Source organism: Streptomyces lasiicapitis (assembly GCF_014646335.1).
GTDB classification, from domain to species: domain Bacteria; phylum Actinomycetota; class Actinomycetes; order Streptomycetales; family Streptomycetaceae; genus Streptomyces; species Streptomyces lasiicapitis.
In genome coordinates this window covers 358,312-375,456 of the sequence record NZ_BMNG01000002.1, presented here as the reverse complement: position 1 = coordinate 375,456, position 17,145 = coordinate 358,312, and the positions used below count along the sequence as shown (strand labels likewise).

Sequence of the window (17,145 nt, the reverse complement as noted above, 5' to 3'; positions counted from 1 at the left end):
TGGCTCACCTCCGGGGGAGCAGCGAAGAACGGTGCCATTCGAAGAAAGCGGGAAGCACGGCACGGAGAACGCGGAAGGCCGATATTCCACCGCGCACCGTGCCGATTCGTACGAGTTCGTGCTGTGGGGCGTCCACGACCACCCGGACGGCGGCAACCGGCCGGGCCCCGGCCGCGAGGGCGCCGCGCAGCGTGACGGCGGACTCCATGTCCACCGCGATCGCGCCGGTGGCGAGCAGCTCGCCCCGTTCGTGACCGCGGACGACGTGATCGGAGCCCGTGAGCGGCCCGGTGTGCACGGTGCGGCGGGGCACGGCCCGCACCAGCTCCTCGACCAGGAGGTCGGTGCCGACGCAGGGCGTGCGGCCGCCGTCGTGACGGGTCTCCTCGGCGACGACCAGATCGCCGGGGTGCATGCCGGGGGCGAGGCCCGCGCAGAAGCCGGTGGCCACGACGGCCGCGTCGCGCAGGGGCGGCCGGCCGAGCGCCTTGGTGACGGCGCGCTCGGCGGCCTTGGGGCCCATGCCGGTCCGCAGGACGGTCAGGGGGCCGCGCGCGCCGCCCCGGTCGCCGGTGCGCAGAGCGAGGTGCTCGATGCCGAGCGCACAGGCGACGAGGAGCGGTGCGGGGCCCTGACCGGCCGGGGATCGGGTCATCGGCTCCCCTTGCCGGAGACGCCGGCGAGCGGCTCCCCGTTGACGTACCGACCGAGCGCGGTCAGCGGGAAGACCTGCCGGTAGAGGTGGTAGTTGATGGAGAAGTCCCAGGGGAAGCCGGTGCCGGTGAAGTACGGCTCGTCCCAGGAGCCGTCCGCGCGCTGTGCCTCGGCGAGCCACTCGACGCCGCGCTCCACCGCCTTGGAGTCCCGCTCACCGGCCGCGAGCAGCCCGATCAGCGCCCAGGCGGTCTGCGAGGCCGTGGACGCGCCGTGCCCGATCCAGCGCTCCTCGCGGTAGGAGCGCAGGTCCTCGCCCCAGCCGCCGTCGTCGTTCTGCACCGACTCCAGCCAGGTCACCGCGCGCCGGATCGCCGGGTGCGACCCGGGCATCCCGACGGCGGTCAGGGCGGGCAGCACCGATCCTGTGCCGTAGATGTAGTTGACGCCCCAGCGGCCGAACCAGGCGCCGTTCGCCTCCTGGTCGGCGAGCAGCCACTCGATGCCGCGCCGGGTGCGCGGGTCGTGCGACTTGCCCTCGTACGCCAGCATCTCCACGACGTGCGCGGTGACGTCGGCGGACGGCGGGTCGATGACCTCGCCGAAGTCGCAGAAGGGGAGGCGGTTGGGGAAGGCGCTGGTGTTGTCCACGTCGAAGGCGGCCCAGGCGCCGTTCTTCGACTGCATGCCGAGGTTCCAGCGCACGCCGCGCTCGATGGCGTTCTCCATCCGCGGCTTGTCCGGATGGGCTACGCGGCGCAGCGCGAGGACGACCTCGGCGGTGTCGTCGATGTCGGGGTAGTTGTCGTTGTGGAACTCGAAGGCCCAGCCGCCCGGGGTGAGGCCGGGCCTGCGTACGGACCAGTCGCCGGGCCGTACGATCTGCTCGCCCAGCATCCAGTCCGCGGCCTTGACGAGCTGCGGGTGGTCGGCGGGCACACCGGCGTCCGCGAGGGCGATCGTCGCCAGGCAGGTGTCCCAGACGGGCGACTGACAGGCCTCGATCATCCGCGCGCCGTCCTCGCGCCACACGGCGAACCGGTCGAGGGACTCCAGGCCGGTCTTCAGGACCGGGTGGTCGAGGTCGTAGCCGAGCAGATGCAGCGCGATGATCGAGTACACGGCGGGCGGCTGGATGCCGCCCCAGCAGCCGTCGTTCTCCTGCCGTTCGATGATCCAGCGCGCGGCGCTGTTCATCGCCGCCTTGCGCACACCGCGCGGCGCGAGCTTGTGGTAAAGGTGCAGCGCCTTGTCCAGGCGCTGGAAGACGCCGTCCCAACTGGCCACCGGGGCAAGGGGTTTGGCGGGGTTGGGTACGCGCGCGTCGGTGTGCAGCTCGTCCAGCGGGAAGGGCGCGGGACGCACCGGGCGCTTGGCGGAGACAATGGTGAGGGGCACGATCGTCTGCCGCGCCCAGCAGCCGAAGTCATAGATGTTGAGCGGAAACCACTTGGGGAAGTAAATGAGCTCGGGCGGCAGCTCGGGCAGGTCGTCCCACTTCCACCAGCCGAAGAGGGCGAGCCAGATCCTGGTGAAGACGCGCGCCGACGCGATGCCGCCCTGCTCCCGGATCCAGGCGGACGCCGTGGCCATGTGCGGATCGTCGGGGGCGTCACCGGCGAGCCTGAGCGCGACGTACGCCTCGATGGTGGCGGAGAGTTCGCCGGGCCCGCCGAAGAAGGTGGCCCAGGTGCCGTCGTCGCGCTGCTGGCCGCGGATGAAGAGCCCGGCGGCCCGGGTCGTCGACTCGTCCTGGATGCCCAGGAACTGACGGAGCAGCAGATCCTCGGCGTCCATGGTCACATTGGTTTCCAGGTCGCCCTTCCACCATCCCTGGGCGTCCTGGCCGGCAAGAAGGAAATCGGTGGAGCGTTGTATGGCGCGCGTGGCGGCGTCGAGCGGCGCGGCCGCCGCGGGCGCGCTGTGGTTCGTTCCGGTGGCCGAGGCGGCCCGGGGCGTCGCCGCTCCGGTGCTTCCGTCGGTCGTCGCTGTCATGGCTTCCCCTTCTACGCAGTGCTTCTTCTCTGCTGGGTCCGCCGTCGGCCGGGGCCCTGGAGGGACACCGGCCGGCGACTGCGAGTCAGTTCGCGCCGATAGTGATCATCTCTTTCGTACGACGACGAAGTCGGCGAGCGCGGTGAGCTGCGCCCGCACCTGGTCCGGCATCTGGACCCCGTCCAGGGCCTCGATGGCGACGGCGTGCTGCCGCCGCGCCTCCTCGGCGGTCCACTCGCGGCCGCCCGCCTCCTCGATCAGGGCGGCGCGCGCGGCGAACTCCTCCTCGGAGAAGCTGTCGAAGTCATTGCTCTTGGCGTCGGCGGCGAGCAGCTCGCCGAGCCGCTCGGAGGCCGGGCCGCCCGCGGCGAGCGCGGCGACGACGGGCAGGGACTTCTTGCGCTGGCGCAGATCGCTCCACGTCTGCTTGCCGGTGGCCTCCGGGTCGCCCCAGATGCCGAGCAGGTCGTCGACGGCCTGGAAGGCGAGGCCGAGGTGGTAGCCGTACTTCTCCAGCGTGTCGGCGGTGGCGTCGTCGGCGCCGCCGAGGACCGCGCCGATGGAGCAGGCACAGGCAAGGAGCGCGCCCGTCTTGTTGCCCTCCATCTCCAGGCACTCCTCGACGGTGACCCGCTCGCGGTGCTCGTAGGAGATGTCCTGCGCCTGGCCGTCGATGAGGGCGCGGGTCGCGGTGGTCAGGCGGCGCGTCGCGCGGCCCGCCTCTACGGTGCCGAGTTCGAGCAGGATCTCGTTGGCGAGGGCGAACAGCGCGTCGCCGACGAGGATGGCCTGCGCGGGGCCGTGCACCTTCCACACCGTGTCGCGGTGGCGGCGCTGCTCGTCGCCGTCCATCAGGTCGTCGTGCAGGAGCGAGAAGTTGTGCACCAGCTCGACGGCGACCGCGCCGGGCACGCCGGTCTCCGGGGTCGCGCCCGCGGCCTCCGCGGACAGCAGGGCGAGCGCCGGGCGCACGGCCTTGCCGCCGTCGCCGACGGAGGGGTTGCCCGCGGCGTCGATCCAGCCGAAGTGGTAGGCGGCGACGGTGTCCATGGGCGGCGCGAGGCGGTCCACCGCGGACCGCAGCACCGGGGTGGCCAGTGTCCGGCCGCGCTCAAGGAGCGCAGTCACGTCCACGGCGGCCGGTTCGGCCGAGGGCACAGTCGGCACGGTCTCTCCTCTGATTCCGGTGCGGGGTTCATGGGGCTGGGGCCCCAGCAGGTCGAGCGTCACGCCGCCTCCTCGAAGAGATGGTCATGAGGGCGGTCGAGTGCGGTCAGCGCGGCGCGGGCCGCCGTGATTCCGCTGCGTACAGCGCCTTCCATCGTCGCGGGCCAGCCGGTGGCGGTCCACGCGCCGGCCAGGTAGAGCCCGGACTCGTTGGTGCGCGCGCCCGGCCGCAGGCGGCCGACGCCCGGGGTCGGCGCGAAGGTCGCCGTGCGCTCCCGGGTCACGAAGAAGTCGAGGACCCGTGCGCCGTGCGCGGCGGGCAGCAGGCGCTCGAGCTCCGGCAGATAGCGCTCTCTGAGCGCCGCCACGGGAGCGTCGATCTCGTCCTGGGCCGCCGACTGCGACAGCGCCAGATACTGGCCCTGCGCGAGGCCCGAGGCCTCCGTCCGGTCGAACACCCACTGCACCGGCGTGCCGAGCGCGGCGAAGAAGGGCTTCTTGAGCACCTTCCTGTCGTACACGACGTGGATGTTCAGGATCGGCGCGGTGTCGATGCCGAGCAGCCGGTCGGGCTCGTCGAGGGCGCCGTCCGGGAGCAGGTCGTGGGTCTCGGCCTGGGCGACGGCGAGCACCACGGTGTCCGCCTCGATGGTCTCGCCGGGAACCTCGACGCGCCAATTCCCGTTCTTACTACGAGAGATGGAGGTGACACGTGTTCGCAGTTCGGTACGCACGCCCGCCGAGTCGAGCGCCTTGCGGGCCAGACCGTCATGGATGTCACCGAGGGGCACCCGCGCCCAGCCGATGTCGGCGGCGCCCGGTTCGGAGAGCAGCCCGGTCTTGAACACCATCGCGGCGAGGCCCAGCGAGGCATCGCCCGCGACGGCGTTGAGGGTGGCGACGCCGACGAGGTCCCACAGCGCCTCGATCGCGCGCTTGGACTGACCGTGGGCCGCAAGCCAGCTGCCGAAGTCCTGGTTGTCGAGCGCCGGGTCGGCCGGGTCGAGTCCCTTGAGGGCGAGCGCCGCGCGGCCCACGTTGGCGCGCTCGGCGAGCGACAGATGCGGGTAGGTGGCGAGGCTCGCGGCCAGATGCAGCGGCACGGGCAGCGCGGTGCGGCGCAGCCGTCCGAGCCGGTGCCGGTCGGCATCGAGGACGGGTACGTCGAGACGTTCCTGCAGCGGCGCCAGGTGCGCGCCCTCGACGCGGTCGAGGAACCACTTGTAGGCGGTGCAGCAGCGCAGGTAGACGTGCTGGCCGTTGTCGACGGTCAGTTCGCCGCGCTGGAAGGAGAAGGCGAGTCCGCCGAGCCGCGGGCGGCCTTCGAGCAGCGTGACGTCCAGGCCCGCGTCGGCGAGGGCGAGGGCCGAGGTGACGCCGGCCAGACCGCCTCCCACGACGACGGCCGACGCGCGTTTTCCGGGGCCGTCGGCGCCCCCTTCGGGCTGCGTGTCGTCCTGCCTCATGCGGCCTCCCTTTCGGCAGTTGCAGTCTGGGACGCCAAGGTCATGCGGAGGGTTGCCCGCCACTTGGGGCGACGCGCCGGGCCTGCGCCTGCTTCGCCGTGAATGCGCATCACGTACGCCTCCTGACGGTGCCGCGGGAGACGCTGCGCGCGTCGAGGCCGGACAGGCCGCGCACGGCGACGTACGCCTTCTCGCGCCCCGGCAGCGAAACGCGGCCCCGAAGGACCGCTTCCGGCTCCCGCTCGATGCGGTCGAGCAGGCGGCGGTAGATCCCCGCCATCGCCGCGACGCAGGCGCCGCTGCGCCGGTCCAGCATGGGGAGCAGGCGGTAGCCCTCGGCGAACAGGGCCCGCGCGCGCCGGACTTCGAAGTGGACGAGGCCCGCGAAGTCCGAACCGGCCGGCGGCTCGGGGCGCGAAAACCCGGCGGAGCAGCCGAACTTGGCGAGATCATCGGCGGGGAGATAGGTGCGCCCTTCCAGGGCGTCCTCGCGAACGTCCCGGAGAATATTGGTGAGTTGGAGCGCGAGGCCGAGCGTGTCGGCATACTCCGGCGCGCGCTCCGCGTGCAGCGCCCCCGGCTCCGTGCCGAACACACCGAGAGAGAGCCGCCCGATCGCGCCGGCCACGCAGCGGCAGTAGACCTTCAGGTCCTCCCAGCTCTCGTACGTCTCACCGCGCACGTCCATCAGGACGCCGTCGATCAGCTCGTCGAGCCCGCCGAGCGGGATGGCGAAGTGCCCGGCGGCGTGGCTGAGCGCCACGGCCACGGGGTCGGTGTCGTCCTCCTCCACCGCGCCGTCGCGGACGCGGGTGAGCAGGGCCCGGGTCTCGTCGAGCCGCACCCCCTTCACGTCCGGCGCCAGGGTGCCGTCGCCGATGTCGTCCACGCGCCGAGAGAACGCGTAGAGCGCGGACATCGCCCGCCGCTTGGGCGTCGGCAGCAACCTGATGCCGTACGCGAAATTGCGTGCCTGCTGGCCGGTCACGGTCTCGCAATAGCTGTATGCGGCGAGTACCGGCGCGGACACGCGAGGTTCTGACTCCACGGTCCGGCTCACCCCTCTCCTCGCAGAACCGCTCCCACCTCGCGCAGCAAACGCGGCTTCGTGGGCTTCGGCGGCCTTGGTAGTACGTCGTATCCGGCGGCGGCGATCGCGGCGACCGTCGCCCTCCCCCCTGCGACGAACCCGGCAAGCAGCAGCTTCAGCCTGCCGTGGACGCTACCCACCAGGGGGGTGCCTTCATTCAGGAGGCGATGGGCGCGTTCCGCTTCATATGCAACCAGTGCGCGCACCGAAGCGCCTGCCGTGGGTACGGCCAGATCCCGCTCCTGGACATGAAACCGCTTCATGTCCCGCGCGGGCAGATAGACACGATCGCGTTCCAGGTCCTCGCGGACGTCCTGGAGGTGCTCCACGATCTGCAGCGCGGTGCACACCGAGTCCGAGAGCCGGACGCGCTCGGGCGTCGCGGTGCCGGTGATGGCGAGGACCAGGCGGCCGACGGGGTTGGCGGACAGCTCGCAGTAGGCCACGAGGTCTTCGTAGCTCTCGTACCGCTTGACGAGCTGGTCCTGGCGGTTCGCCGCGATCAGGGCGAGGAAGGGCTCGGGCGTCAGGTCCCGGCGGCGCACGGTGGGCACCAGGGCCCGCAGCAGCGGGTGGCCGGGCTCCTGGCCCGCGGCGAAGACCTTGTTCAGGTCGGCCTCGAAGGCGTCGAGCAGGGCGAGCGGGTCACCGGCGGCCGCCGGGTCCGCGCCGAGATAGCGGGCGTGGGCGGAGCCGCGGTCGAGGTCGGAGTCACCGATGTCGTCGACCAGGCGGGCGTAGCCGTACACGGCCATGAGGTCCTCGCGCCAGGCACGCGGGAGGAAGAACGGGGCCACGGGAAAGTTCTCGTCCGCGGCTTTGTCGAGGACGGCGGACGCATCGCGGAGCCGGAGATCGTCCGTAGCCATTGCCGTCACATCTCCCGTTCTACACTGCCGACCCAATACATCCTATTTCGGACACGCCGCCCGGACCCCCCGCGACCGGCCGCGCCCGGCGCCACGGTGCCGCGCGATATCGCCCCACTTGCCGCGAATCAGCACCGGTACAGCTTACGTTGTACAACGCGGGCCGAGACGTCGGGGTGTTCCGCGCATCACAAGAACGCACCGATTGGCTTCAATCTTCCCCGAACTCCCGTGACTTGAGAGTCGGGTGTTGTCCGAAAACGGGTCAGGGCCCCGCCTGGACGTCCCGGCGGGGCCCTGCTCCGTTCGGCCGACCCGAAGGTACGGCCATCCGGCTACTTACCGGTGAACTTCTCGTACTCCTTGATGACCTCGTCGGTCGGGCCGTCCATCCGCAGCTCGCCGCGCTCCAGCCAGAGCACGCGGTCGCAGGTGTCACGAATCGACTTGTTGTTGTGGCTGACCAGGAAGACCGTGCCCGCCTCCTTGCGCAGCTCGCGGATGCGGGCCTCGGAGCGCTTCTGGAACTTGCGGTCACCGGTGGCGAGCGCCTCGTCGATCATGAGGACGTCGTGGTCCTTGGCCGCCGCGATGGAGAACCGCAGGCGGGCGGCCATGCCGGAGGAGTAGGTGCGCATCGGCAGGGTGATGAAGTCGCCCTTCTCGTTGATGCCCGAGAAGTCGACGATCCCCTGGTAGCGCTCCCTGATCTGCTCGCGGCTCATGCCCATCGCGAGCCCGCCGAGTATGACGTTGCGCTCGCCGGTGAGGTCGTTCATGAGGGCCGCGTTCACGCCGAGCAGCGAGGGCTGGCCGTCGGTGAAGACCTTGCCCTTCTCCGCCGGGAGCAGGCCGGCGATGGCCCGCAGCAGGGTGGACTTGCCGGAGCCGTTCGAGCCGATGAGGCCGATGGCCTCGCCGCGGTAGGCGGTGAAGCTGACCCCGCGCACGGCGTGCACCTTGCGGACGCCGCGCTCCTCGCCGCGCCTGATGATGCGGCTCAGCGCGGAGGTGGCGCTGCCCTTGCCCGTCTTGGCGCCGTTGACGCGGTAGACGATGTGCAGTTCGTCGGCGATGACGGTGGGGATGTGCGCCTTGCCCAAGCCGACCATCTGGTCGTTGTTGTCCTCAGCCACGGCCGTAGCGCTCCTCAGCCTTCCAGAAGTACACGAAGCCGCCCGCCGCGACGAGCAGGGCCCAGCCGGCCGCGACCAGCCAGACGTGCGGGGGCAGGTTCTCCGAGCCATAGCCGTCGATGAGCGCGAAGCGCATCAGGTCCATGTAGATGGCGGCCGGGTTCCACTGCAGGATGTCCCCGATCCACGCCGGGTGCTCCTTGAGCATCACCGGGATGGAGAACATGACGCCCGATGCGTACATCCAGGTGCGCATCACGAACGGCATGAGCTGCGCCAGGTCCGGGGTCTTGCTGCCGAGGCGGGCCATGATCAGCGCGAGCCCGGTGTTGAAGAGGAACTGCAGCGCGAGGACGGGCAGGATCAGCAGCCAGGACAGACGCGGATAGCTGCCGAAGCCGACCGCCACGACGAACAGCACGATCATCGAGAACAGCAGCTGCTGGAGCTGCTGCAGCGAGAACGAGATGGGCAGCGAGGCCCGCGGGAAGTGCAGGGCGCGCACCAGGCCCAGGTTCCCCGAGATCGCCCGCACGCCCGCCATCACCGAGCTCTGCGTGAAGGTGAAGACGAAGACACCGGTCACGAGGAAGGGGATGTACACCTCCCGCTCCATGCCCCGGTCGGCCTTGAGGATCAGGCCGAAGATGAGGAAGTAGACGAGCGCGTTGAGCAGCGGTGTCGCCACCTGCCAGAGCTGGCCGAGCTTGGCCTGGCTGTACTGGGCGGTGAGCTTCGCCTGGGAGAAGGCGAGGATGAAGTGGCGCCGTCCCCAGAGCTGGTGGACGTACTCGAAAAGACCGGGACGGGCGCCGCTGACGGACAGGCCGTACTTGGCCGCCAGCTCTGCGGGGGACAGCCCGTCGTCGGGCGACGGTGGCGCGGTCACCGCGACTCCACCGTCCTGCGTTGTCTCACTCACGAAGGGAAACTTTCGTCTTCAGATGCGCGGCCGGTCGGGCGTAGGCGTGGGGGGCCAGGGACCGGAATACGGCCCGAATGTTCTCAGATCCGAGCTTGTCAGATGACGGGAGGGCGGCCCAGTCGGGTCAGGCGCCACACCGTACGCCACTTCATGGGGCGCCGGGGTCCGCACGGGCTGGTCCAGCCCTCGCGGAAGCCGCCGAACCAGGCCTTCAGGGCGGGCCGCGAGGGACGCCGGGCGAGGGTCAGCAGGAGCCACACGCCGAGGTACACCGGCACGAGCACGGCGGGCAGGTTGCGGCGGGCCAGCCAGACGCGGTTGCGGGCCACCATGCGGTGGTAGACCGCGTGCCGCGAGGGGGCCGTGGTGGGGTGGAAGAGCACCATGTCGGCGCGGTAGTCGATCATCCAGCCCGCGTCCAGGGCGCGCCAGGCGAGGTCGGTCTCCTCGTGCGCGTAGAAGAACGCGTCGGGCAGCCCGCCGACCTCCTTGAGGACGGCGGTGCGCACGGCGTTGGCGCCGCCGAGGAAGGTCGTCACGCGCGAGGAGCGCATCGGGTCGGAGGCGCGCAGTCGCGGTACGTGGCGGCGCTGGGTGACGCCGGTGTCCGGGTCGGCGATGCGGAAGGAGACGATCCCGAGGTCCGGGGCGGCCGCGAAGGCGTCGCGGCACAGTTCGGCGGTGTCGGTGTGGGCGAGCAGTCCGTCGTCGTCGAGGAAGAGCAGGATGTCGACGTCGGTGCCGCCGGGGCCGAAGGCCTCGATGCCCACGTTGCGTCCGCCGGGGATGCCCAGGTTCTCGGGCAGTTCTATGGTGCGCACCCCGTCGGGCACGTCCGGTACGGGGGCGCCGTTGCCGACGACGACCACCTCGATCCGGTCGCCGTCCTGCTTGGCGACCGAGTCGAGGAGGGCGCGCAGCTCCTGCGGCCGGTTGCCCATGGTGATGACGACCGCGCCGACCTTCAGGGGCTGCCCCTGCTGGCTCTGCTGTGCCGGGGTGTTCACTTCAGCCTGCTCGAGGCGAGGATGGACACGAGGTGCAGCAGGGTCTGCAGGACCGCGATGCCGGCGAGGACGGCGACACCGAGGCGGGAGAAGAACAGGTCTCCCCGGATCTGGTCCACGACGGCGATGACCAGGATCAGCAGGGACGCCTCGATGCCGAGGATCAGGCGGTGGAACTTCAGCGCGGCGGCGGCCTTGCGGGCCAGGGCCACGCCGGACGTGCGCGGCTCGGACGCCGACTCCTGCACCGGCGCCATGCCCTGCTGGTGCCGGGCGACGGCGACGAGGTCGGTCTCCGCCTTGATCAGGATGGCGCCGAGGGCGGCCAGGGTGCCGAGGAAGGCCCACAGCCAGTCGATCCGGCCCGAGCCCCACAGGTCGGCGGCGCGCAGGCCGAAGCCGACGAGGACCGCGGCGTCGCACAGGTAGGCGCCGACGCGGTCCAGGTACACCCCGGACATCGAGTACTGCTTGCGCCAGCGGGCGATCTCGCCGTCGACGCAGTCGAGCAGCAGATAGAGCTGGACCGCGACGACGCCGAGCACGGCGCCCCAGATCCCCGGGACCAGCAGGGCCGGGGCGGCCAGGACGCCCGCGACGGTCATCAGATAGGTGAGCTGGTTGGGCGTGATCCTGGTGTTCACCAGGTAGCGGTCGCAGCGCAGCGAGATCTCTCGCATGTACAGGCGTCCCGCCCAGTGCTCACCGCTGCGGCGGTCCTTCACCCCCGCGGGGTGAACGACGGGCCGGAGTTCAGCTACCGATGGCCTTGGCATAGTCGGCGTATGCGTCCTTGATCTGGTCGTGGTTCAGATTGAGGTGCTCGAGGATCGTGTAGCGGCCCGGCCGGGTCTGCGGCGCGTACTCCACGACCTGGACGAACTCGTCCACGGTGAAGCCGATCTCCTCCGGCAGGACGGGCAGACCGTGGCGGCGCAGCACCTCGGCCATGAACGCCGACTCCTCGCGGGCACCGCGCAGGTGCATCGCGAAGGCCGCGCCGAGGCCGCACTGCTCGCCGTGGCTGGCCGCACGCTTCGGGAACAGCAGGTCGAAGGCGTGGTTGATCTCGTGGCAGGCGCCGGACGCCGGGCGGGAGTCGCCCGAGACGGACATGGCGATGCCGGTGAGGACCAGGCCCTCGGCGAGCACCTGGAGGAAGCCGTCGTCGCCGACGCCGCCGGGGTGGCGCAGGACCGCCTCGCCGGCCTGGCGGGCCATCGCGGCGGCGAGGCCGTCGATGTCCTCGCCGCGCTCGCGGGCGGCGAGCTCCCAGTCCCGGATCGCGGAGATGTTGGACAGGGCGTCGCCGATGCCGGAGCGCACGAAGCGGACCGGGGCCTCGCGGATGACGTCGAGGTCGATGACGACGGCGATCGGGGTCGGCACGCCGTACGAGCCGCGGCCCGCGTCGTTGTCGAGGGTCGCGACGGGCGAGCACAGGCCGTCGTGCGACAGGTTCGTCGCGACGGCGACCAGCGGCAGGCCGACGCGCGCCGCGGCGAACTTGGCGCAGTCGATGATCTTGCCGCCGCCGAGGCCCACGACCGCGTCGTAGCGGCCCTTCTTCATGGCGTCGGCGAGCTTGATGGCGTCGTCGAGGGTGCCGCCGCCGACCTCGAACCACTCCGCGTTCGGCAGCGAGGGCTCGAGCCGAGTGCGCAGCACCGTGCCGGAGCCGCCGCTGATGGCGACGGCCAGTTTGCCGGTCGCCGAGCAGATCCGCTGGTCGGCGAGGACGCTCGCCAGGTCGTTGAGCGCCCCCGCCCGGATGTCGACGACGACCGGCGAGGGGATGAGCCTCGTCAGTACTGGCACGCGATTTCACGCCCCTTGGCGAGGTCGTCGTGGTTGTCGATCTCGACCCACTTGACGTCGCCGATCGGCGCCACGTCGACCTTGAAGCCGCGGTTGACGAGCTCCTGGTAGCCGTCCTCGTAGTAGAGGTCGGGGTCGCGCTCGAAGGTGGTCTTCAGCGCGTCGGCGAGCTCCTCGGCCGCCTCGCCCTCGATGAGGGTGACGCCGATGTACTCACCGGTGGCCGTCGCCGGGTCCATCAGCTTGGTGATCTTCTGGACGCCCTTCTCGGGGTCCACGATGACCTTCATCTCCTCGTCGGCGAGGTTCTTCACCGTGTCGAGGGCGAGGATGATCTTCTTGCCGTCGCCGCGGGCGGCGAGCAGCGTCTTCTCGACGGAGACCGGGTGCACGGTGTCACCGTTGGCGAGGATCACCGAGTGCTTGATCGAGTCGCGGCCGCACCACAGGGAGTAGGCGTTGTTCCACTCCTCGGCCTTGTCGTTGTCGATCAGGGTCAGCTTGAGGTTGTACTTCGCCTCGAGCGCGGCCTTGCGCTCGTAGACGGCCTCCTTGCGGTACCCGACGATGATCGCGACCTCGGTCAGGCCGATCTCGGCGAAGTTGCCGAGGGTGAGGTCGAGCACGGTGAGGCTGTCCTCGTTGCCCTCGGGTCCGACCGGCACCAGGGCCTTGGGCAGGGTGTCGGTGTAAGGGCGCAGACGCCGTCCGGCGCCGGCAGCCAGCACGAGGCCGATCATGCGGGTTCTCCTTCATCGTGTACGGCGGGTGCGCCACGCTTGTGAGCGGTCACCCAGAAGCGGATGCTCTCGACGAGCACCACGAGTGCCACGGCCACGGCGAGAGCCGTGAGCGCGACGGTGAAATCTGTGTCGTGCAGTACGGCGGCGGCCAGCGCGACCGCCAGGGTCCTGCCTTCTTGGCCGCCGATCGCCCGCACCAGCCAGCGCGGGGGCGCGCCGGTGCCGCCCTTGATGCGGTACACCGTGTCGTAGTGATGGTAGGCGACCGCGGCCACCAGGCCGAAAGCTGCGGGCAGCGCACCGTTCACGTCGGCTTTGGCGGCCAGTACCAGCACGGTGCCGTATTCGGCGACGCGGAAGAACGGTGGAACCAGCCAGTCCAGGGCGCCCTTGAGCGGCCGGGAGAGCGCGAGGCCCGAGGTGATGACGTAGATCACGGCGGCGACGACCACCCACGGGCTGCCGTACGACGTGAAGGCGGCCACGGCGACGACCGCGGCGCCGCCCAGGAAGGCGAGGACGGGGGCGGGCAGCGGCCCGCCGCGCCGAAGGGCGGCGAAGGCGGAGGCCAGCGGGCCGTTGTCGGCGAGGTCGGCGAGCGCCCCGGCGGCCCGGTCGGTGCGGGTGGCCTTGCGGGTCAGCGAGCGCAGCACGCGCCCTGCCGTGGTGTAGCAGGCCGCGAGGGCGCAGCCGACGATCAGGACGACCAGGGTGACACGGGGGGTGCTGACGGCGGTGAGCACGGCGATCAGCGCCCACCGCTCACCGATGGGCAGCACGATCATGCGGCGCAGCCAGACCGTCCAGCCGACGCTGTCGAGCTTGTCGGAGAGGGCGGCCGTGGGGCTGGTGTTGCCGGTCGCGTCGTGGTTCGCCTCGTTGAAGGAGAAGTCGACGACGTGCCGGCAGGTCTGCAGCACCATGGCGCCGAGCGCGAGCGCCCATACGTCATCCCCGCCGCGGGCGGCGCCGAGCGCGAGGCCCGCGTAGTACGCGTACTCCTTGGCGCGGTCGAAGGTCGCGTCGAGCCAGGCGCCGAGCGTGGAGTACTGGAGCGAGTAGCGGGCGAGCTGGCCGTCCGTGCAGTCCAGGACGAAGGAGAAGAGGAGCAGCAGTCCTGCGGCGACGAAGCCGCCGCGGGTGCCGGTGGCCGCGCAGCCCGCCGCGATCAGGGCGGTGAGCAGCGAGGCCGTGGTGACCTGGTTCGGGGTGAGGCCTCGGCGCGCGCACCAGCGGGCGAGGTAGCGCGAGTACGGGCTGATGCAGTACGTGGTGAAGAAGCCGTCGCGGGCCTTCACCGCGCCGCGCAGGCGTACGGCCTCGTCGTCGACGGCGGCCACGGCCTGGCGCGCGGTGTTGCGGGCCTCCGGGTCGCTCGGCACGGCGGCGACGAGGGTGCCGAGCTCGGGGCGGTGCACGTCGACACCGGCGGCTTCGAGGGCGGCGGCGATGCGGTCGGGCACGGCCTGGTCGTGGGCGCCGGCCAGGGACGGCTCGGCCCGCTCGGACTGCTGGGGGGCGAGCGCCACGGAGGCGCCGCCACCGTCGGCCGTGGCTCCAACTGCCGTACGCAGTACGGTGGTCAGCTCGCCGCGCGCCCCGGCCTGCGCCGTCACGGCGCCGGGCACCGCGGACACGGGGAAGCGGGGGTCGGTGAGGCCGAGCCGCAGCGCGTGCACGTGGCCGACGAAGCGGGTGTCGACGACGGCGACGCGCTCGCCCGCGGGCAGGTCACGCAGCAGGGCGTCGAGGTCTTCGGGGGCCGCCGCTTCGGGGGCGGTCCGCACGTCGAAGCCGAGGGACCGCAGATCGCCTTCGAGCGGCGAACCGGGCACCGGCCGGCCGGTGAGGATGGCGGTCGACAGACGAACTCACTCCTTGATTCCCGGCGCGGCTCGCGCGGGCACGTGCGTGACGGGGGCGCCCTGGCAGCGAGGCGGCCGGGCGGCGTGTCGGCTGAGGCTATCGGATTAATGGAAGCGGGCGTTCACCGCCCGTTCACGCCCCGATCAACGCGGTCCGGTTGCGCCGCGGCCTCTCTGATCGCCACGATCATCATGGTCGAAAGCGGCCCGCGGCCACAAACCGTGGGGTCCACAACCGCCCAAGCCCGCCTAAGGTGGACTGCCATGACATGGCTGATCACAGGTGGAGCGGGATATATCGGGGCGCATGCGGCGCGGGCGATGGCCGGCTCCGGTGAGCGGGTGGTCGTCCTGGACGACGTCTCCTCGGGGATGCCCGAGCGGCTGCCCGCGGACATTCCTCTTATACGGGGTACTTCGCTCGACGGGGAGTTCGTGCGGCGGGTGCTCGCCGAGCACGCGGTCACGGGGGTGGTGCATCTCGCGGCCCGCAAGCAGGTCGGCGAGTCCGTGGAGCAGCCGCTGCGTTACTACCGGGAGAACATCGGAGGCCTCACCACGCTCCTGGAGGCGGTCGTGGACGCGGGCGTCGGACGGTTCGTCTTCTCGTCCTCGGCCGCGGTGTACGGCAACCCGCCGGATGTCGACCTGGTGCCCGAGGACACGCCCTGCGCGCCCGTGAGCCCGTACGGCGAGACGAAGCTGGCCGGCGAGTGGCTGGTGCGGGCGACGGGCCGGGCGCACGGCATCACCACGACGTCGCTGCGCTACTTCAACGTGGCGGGCGCCGCGAGCCCCGAGCTGGCCGACACCGGGGTCTACAACGTGATCCCGATGGTCTTCGACCGCCTCACGCGCGGCGAGGCGCCGCGCGTCTTCGGCACCGACCACCCCACGCCGGACGGCACCTGCGTGCGCGACTACATCCATGTCAGCGACCTCGCCGAGGCCCACCTCGCCGCCGCCCGCAGGACCGCCGGATCCGGCACCGATCTGACGGTGAACATCGGCCGCGGCGAGGGTGTTTCCGTACGCGAACTTCTCGACGTGATCGCGGAGGTCACCGGCGACCACCGCGCCCCGGTCGTCGAGCCGCGCCGTGCGGGTGACGCGCCGCGCGCCGTGGCGGACGCCCGCCTGGCCGCCAAGGAGCTGGGCTTCACCTCCCGGCGGGGAGTGCGCGAGATGGTGGAGTCCGCCTGGGCGGGCTGGTGCCTGCACCACCCCGAGGCCCGCCGCGACTAAGCCCCCTCAGCAGCCGTACCGGCTCTGACCTGCGGAACGTTTCCGCAGGTCAGAGCATATGACAACGGTTCTCAAGAGCGTGTTGCAGATACCCCCCACCCGTAGTTCACTGTGATCGTGGGCACGGGCGTCGGACACGCATTTCGCCGACCTGTGACGCCCACGGACGCGCATCGACGACACGGAGGACCGCAGCATGGGGGCTGGACACGACCACGGCCACGCGCCGCCCGCCCAGGGCACGGCCACGGCGGCCTACAAGGGGCGGCTGCGCATCGCGCTGTGCATCACGATCACCGTCATGGTGGTGGAGATCGTCGGCGGTCTCGTCGCGGATTCGCTCGCGCTGATCGCGGATGCGACGCATATGGCGACGGACGCGCTCGGTCTCGGCATGGCGCTGCTCGCGATCCACTTCGCGAACCGCCCGCCGAGCGAGAACCGCACCTTCGGCTACGCCCGCGCCGAGATCCTGGCGGCGCTCGCCAACTGTCTGCTGCTTTTCGGCGTCGGCGGATACGTTCTGTACGAGGCGATCCAGCGGTTCGTCACGCCCGCCGAGACCGAGGGCGGCCTCACGATCATCTTCGGCGTGATCGGTCTGGTCGCGAATCTCATCTCGCTGTCGCTGCTGATGCGCGGCCAGAAGGACAGCCTGAACGTGCGCGGCGCCTTCCTGGAGGTCCTCGCGGACGCGCTCGGCTCGGTGGCGGTGCTCGTCTCGGCCACGGTCATCCTGCTCAGCGGCTGGCAGGCGGCCGACCCCATCGCCTCGATCGTCATCGGCCTCATGATCGTCCCGCGTACCTGGAAGCTCCTGCGCGAGACGCTGAACGTCCTGCTCGAATCGGCGCCCAAGGGCGTCGACATGGCCGAGGTCCGCGCCCACATGCTGGCCCTGCCCGGCGTGGAGGACGTCCACGACCTGCACGCCTGGACGATCACATCGGGGATGCCGGTCCTCTCCGCGCACGTCGTCGTCAGCTCCGAGACGCTGACCGCCATCGGTCACGAGAAGGTGCTGCACGACCTCCAGGGCTGCCTGGGCGGCCACTTCGACGTCCAGCACTGCACGTTCCAGCTGGAGCCGAGCGGCCACGCGGAGCACGAGCCGAGGCTCTGCCACTGAGGTAGACTGATCAGCGATCTTTGAGGACACATATGT

General features: G+C 71.2%; 15 protein-coding genes. 2 read left to right on the top strand and 13 right to left on the bottom strand.

The genetic code is table 11. The features are described 5' to 3' along the window. Positions 1-4: 4 nt before the first annotated feature. The 13 genes from IEY91_RS05035 to IEY91_RS04975 form a co-directional block, all read right to left on the bottom strand. A complete protein-coding gene (locus IEY91_RS05035) occupies positions 5-655 on the bottom strand; it encodes a phosphorylase family protein (protein ID WP_189173006.1) in 651 nt (216 codons plus the stop codon). Further along, positions 652-2,649 (bottom strand): squalene--hopene cyclase, encoded by a 1,998-nt coding sequence (gene shc / locus IEY91_RS05030; RefSeq protein WP_189173005.1) that lies wholly within the window; start codon positions 2,647-2,649, stop codon positions 652-654. The genes IEY91_RS05035 and shc overlap by 4 nt, the downstream gene beginning before the upstream one ends. 105 nt (positions 2,650-2,754) lie before the next feature. Continuing rightward, complete coding sequence (locus IEY91_RS05025; protein WP_164318311.1) at positions 2,755-3,879, bottom strand: polyprenyl synthetase family protein; 1,125 nt, start codon at positions 3,877-3,879, stop codon at positions 2,755-2,757. Continuing rightward, positions 3,876-5,282, bottom strand: a complete 1,407-nt coding sequence (hpnE, locus tag IEY91_RS05020) for a hydroxysqualene dehydroxylase HpnE (RefSeq protein WP_164318313.1) — start codon at positions 5,280-5,282, stop codon at positions 3,876-3,878. Before hpnE ends, IEY91_RS05025 begins: the two co-directional genes overlap by 4 nt. A gap of 109 nt (positions 5,283-5,391) precedes the next feature. Beyond that, positions 5,392-6,342, bottom strand: a complete 951-nt coding sequence (gene hpnD, locus IEY91_RS05015) for a presqualene diphosphate synthase HpnD (protein ID WP_164318315.1) — start codon at positions 6,340-6,342, stop codon at positions 5,392-5,394. Continuing rightward, positions 6,339-7,241: a squalene synthase HpnC gene (hpnC, locus tag IEY91_RS05010; RefSeq protein ID WP_189173004.1), complete on the bottom strand. Its 903-nt coding sequence runs from the start codon at positions 7,239-7,241 to the stop codon at positions 6,339-6,341. Before hpnC ends, hpnD begins: the two co-directional genes overlap by 4 nt. Before the next feature lie 335 nt (positions 7,242-7,576). After that, complete coding sequence (locus IEY91_RS05005) at positions 7,577-8,353, bottom strand: ABC transporter ATP-binding protein (protein WP_189173139.1); 777 nt, start codon at positions 8,351-8,353, stop codon at positions 7,577-7,579. Positions 8,354-8,369: 16 nt separating this feature from the next. Beyond that, positions 8,370-9,299 carry an ABC transporter permease gene (locus IEY91_RS05000; protein ID WP_164318319.1) on the bottom strand — a complete coding sequence of 310 codons (930 nt, stop codon included), beginning with the start codon at positions 9,297-9,299 and terminating at the stop codon, positions 8,370-8,372. A gap of 98 nt (positions 9,300-9,397) precedes the next feature. Beyond that, entirely contained in the window at positions 9,398-10,270 is an 873-nt protein-coding gene (locus tag IEY91_RS04995; protein WP_164328014.1) for a glycosyltransferase family 2 protein, read from the bottom strand. A gap of 35 nt (positions 10,271-10,305) precedes the next feature. After that, positions 10,306-11,085: a CDP-alcohol phosphatidyltransferase family protein gene (locus IEY91_RS04990; RefSeq protein WP_189173003.1), complete on the bottom strand. Its 780-nt coding sequence runs from the start codon at positions 11,083-11,085 to the stop codon at positions 10,306-10,308. After that, on the bottom strand, positions 11,063-12,127 hold the full coding sequence (locus tag IEY91_RS04985; protein ID WP_164318323.1) for an iron-containing alcohol dehydrogenase family protein: 1,065 nt from the start codon (positions 12,125-12,127) through the stop codon (positions 11,063-11,065). The genes IEY91_RS04990 and IEY91_RS04985 overlap by 23 nt, the downstream gene beginning before the upstream one ends. Next, a complete protein-coding gene (locus tag IEY91_RS04980; RefSeq protein ID WP_164318325.1) occupies positions 12,115-12,867 on the bottom strand; it encodes a phosphocholine cytidylyltransferase family protein in 753 nt (250 codons plus the stop codon). Before IEY91_RS04980 ends, IEY91_RS04985 begins: the two co-directional genes overlap by 13 nt. Beyond that, entirely contained in the window at positions 12,864-14,735 is a 1,872-nt protein-coding gene (locus tag IEY91_RS04975) for a DUF5941 domain-containing protein (RefSeq protein ID WP_189173138.1), read from the bottom strand. The genes IEY91_RS04980 and IEY91_RS04975 overlap by 4 nt, the downstream gene beginning before the upstream one ends. A 264-nt stretch (positions 14,736-14,999) precedes the next feature. Between IEY91_RS04975 and galE the strand changes: the two genes are divergently transcribed. Together galE and IEY91_RS04965 are read left to right on the top strand one after the other, a co-directional pair. Beyond that, positions 15,000-15,980 (top strand): UDP-glucose 4-epimerase GalE, encoded by a 981-nt coding sequence (galE, locus tag IEY91_RS04970; protein WP_189173002.1) that lies wholly within the window; start codon positions 15,000-15,002, stop codon positions 15,978-15,980. Positions 15,981-16,176: 196 nt separating this feature from the next. After that, positions 16,177-17,109, top strand: coding sequence for a cation diffusion facilitator family transporter (locus IEY91_RS04965; protein ID WP_189173001.1), 933 nt, complete (start codon positions 16,177-16,179; stop codon positions 17,107-17,109). The last annotated feature ends 36 nt before the right edge of the window (positions 17,110-17,145 follow it).

Coding starts and splice junctions, on each gene's coding strand:
- galE (WP_189173002.1), top strand. CDS start 15,000: ATGACATGGCTGATCACAGGTGGAGCGGGATATATCGGGGCGCATGCG.
- hpnE (WP_164318313.1), bottom strand. CDS start 5,282: ATGAGGCAGGACGACACGCAGCCCGAAGGGGGCGCCGACGGCCCCGGA.
- IEY91_RS04980 (WP_164318325.1), bottom strand. CDS start 12,867: ATGATCGGCCTCGTGCTGGCTGCCGGCGCCGGACGGCGTCTGCGCCCT.
- IEY91_RS05005 (WP_189173139.1), bottom strand. CDS start 8,353: ATGGTCGGCTTGGGCAAGGCGCACATCCCCACCGTCATCGCCGACGAA.
- IEY91_RS04965 (WP_189173001.1), top strand. CDS start 16,177: ATGGGGGCTGGACACGACCACGGCCACGCGCCGCCCGCCCAGGGCACG.
- hpnC (WP_189173004.1), bottom strand. CDS start 7,241: ATGGCTACGGACGATCTCCGGCTCCGCGATGCGTCCGCCGTCCTCGAC.
- IEY91_RS04990 (WP_189173003.1), bottom strand. CDS start 11,085: ATGCCAAGGCCATCGGTAGCTGAACTCCGGCCCGTCGTTCACCCCGCG.
- shc (WP_189173005.1), bottom strand. CDS start 2,649: ATGACAGCGACGACCGACGGAAGCACCGGAGCGGCGACGCCCCGGGCC.
- IEY91_RS05035 (WP_189173006.1), bottom strand. CDS start 655: ATGACCCGATCCCCGGCCGGTCAGGGCCCCGCACCGCTCCTCGTCGCC.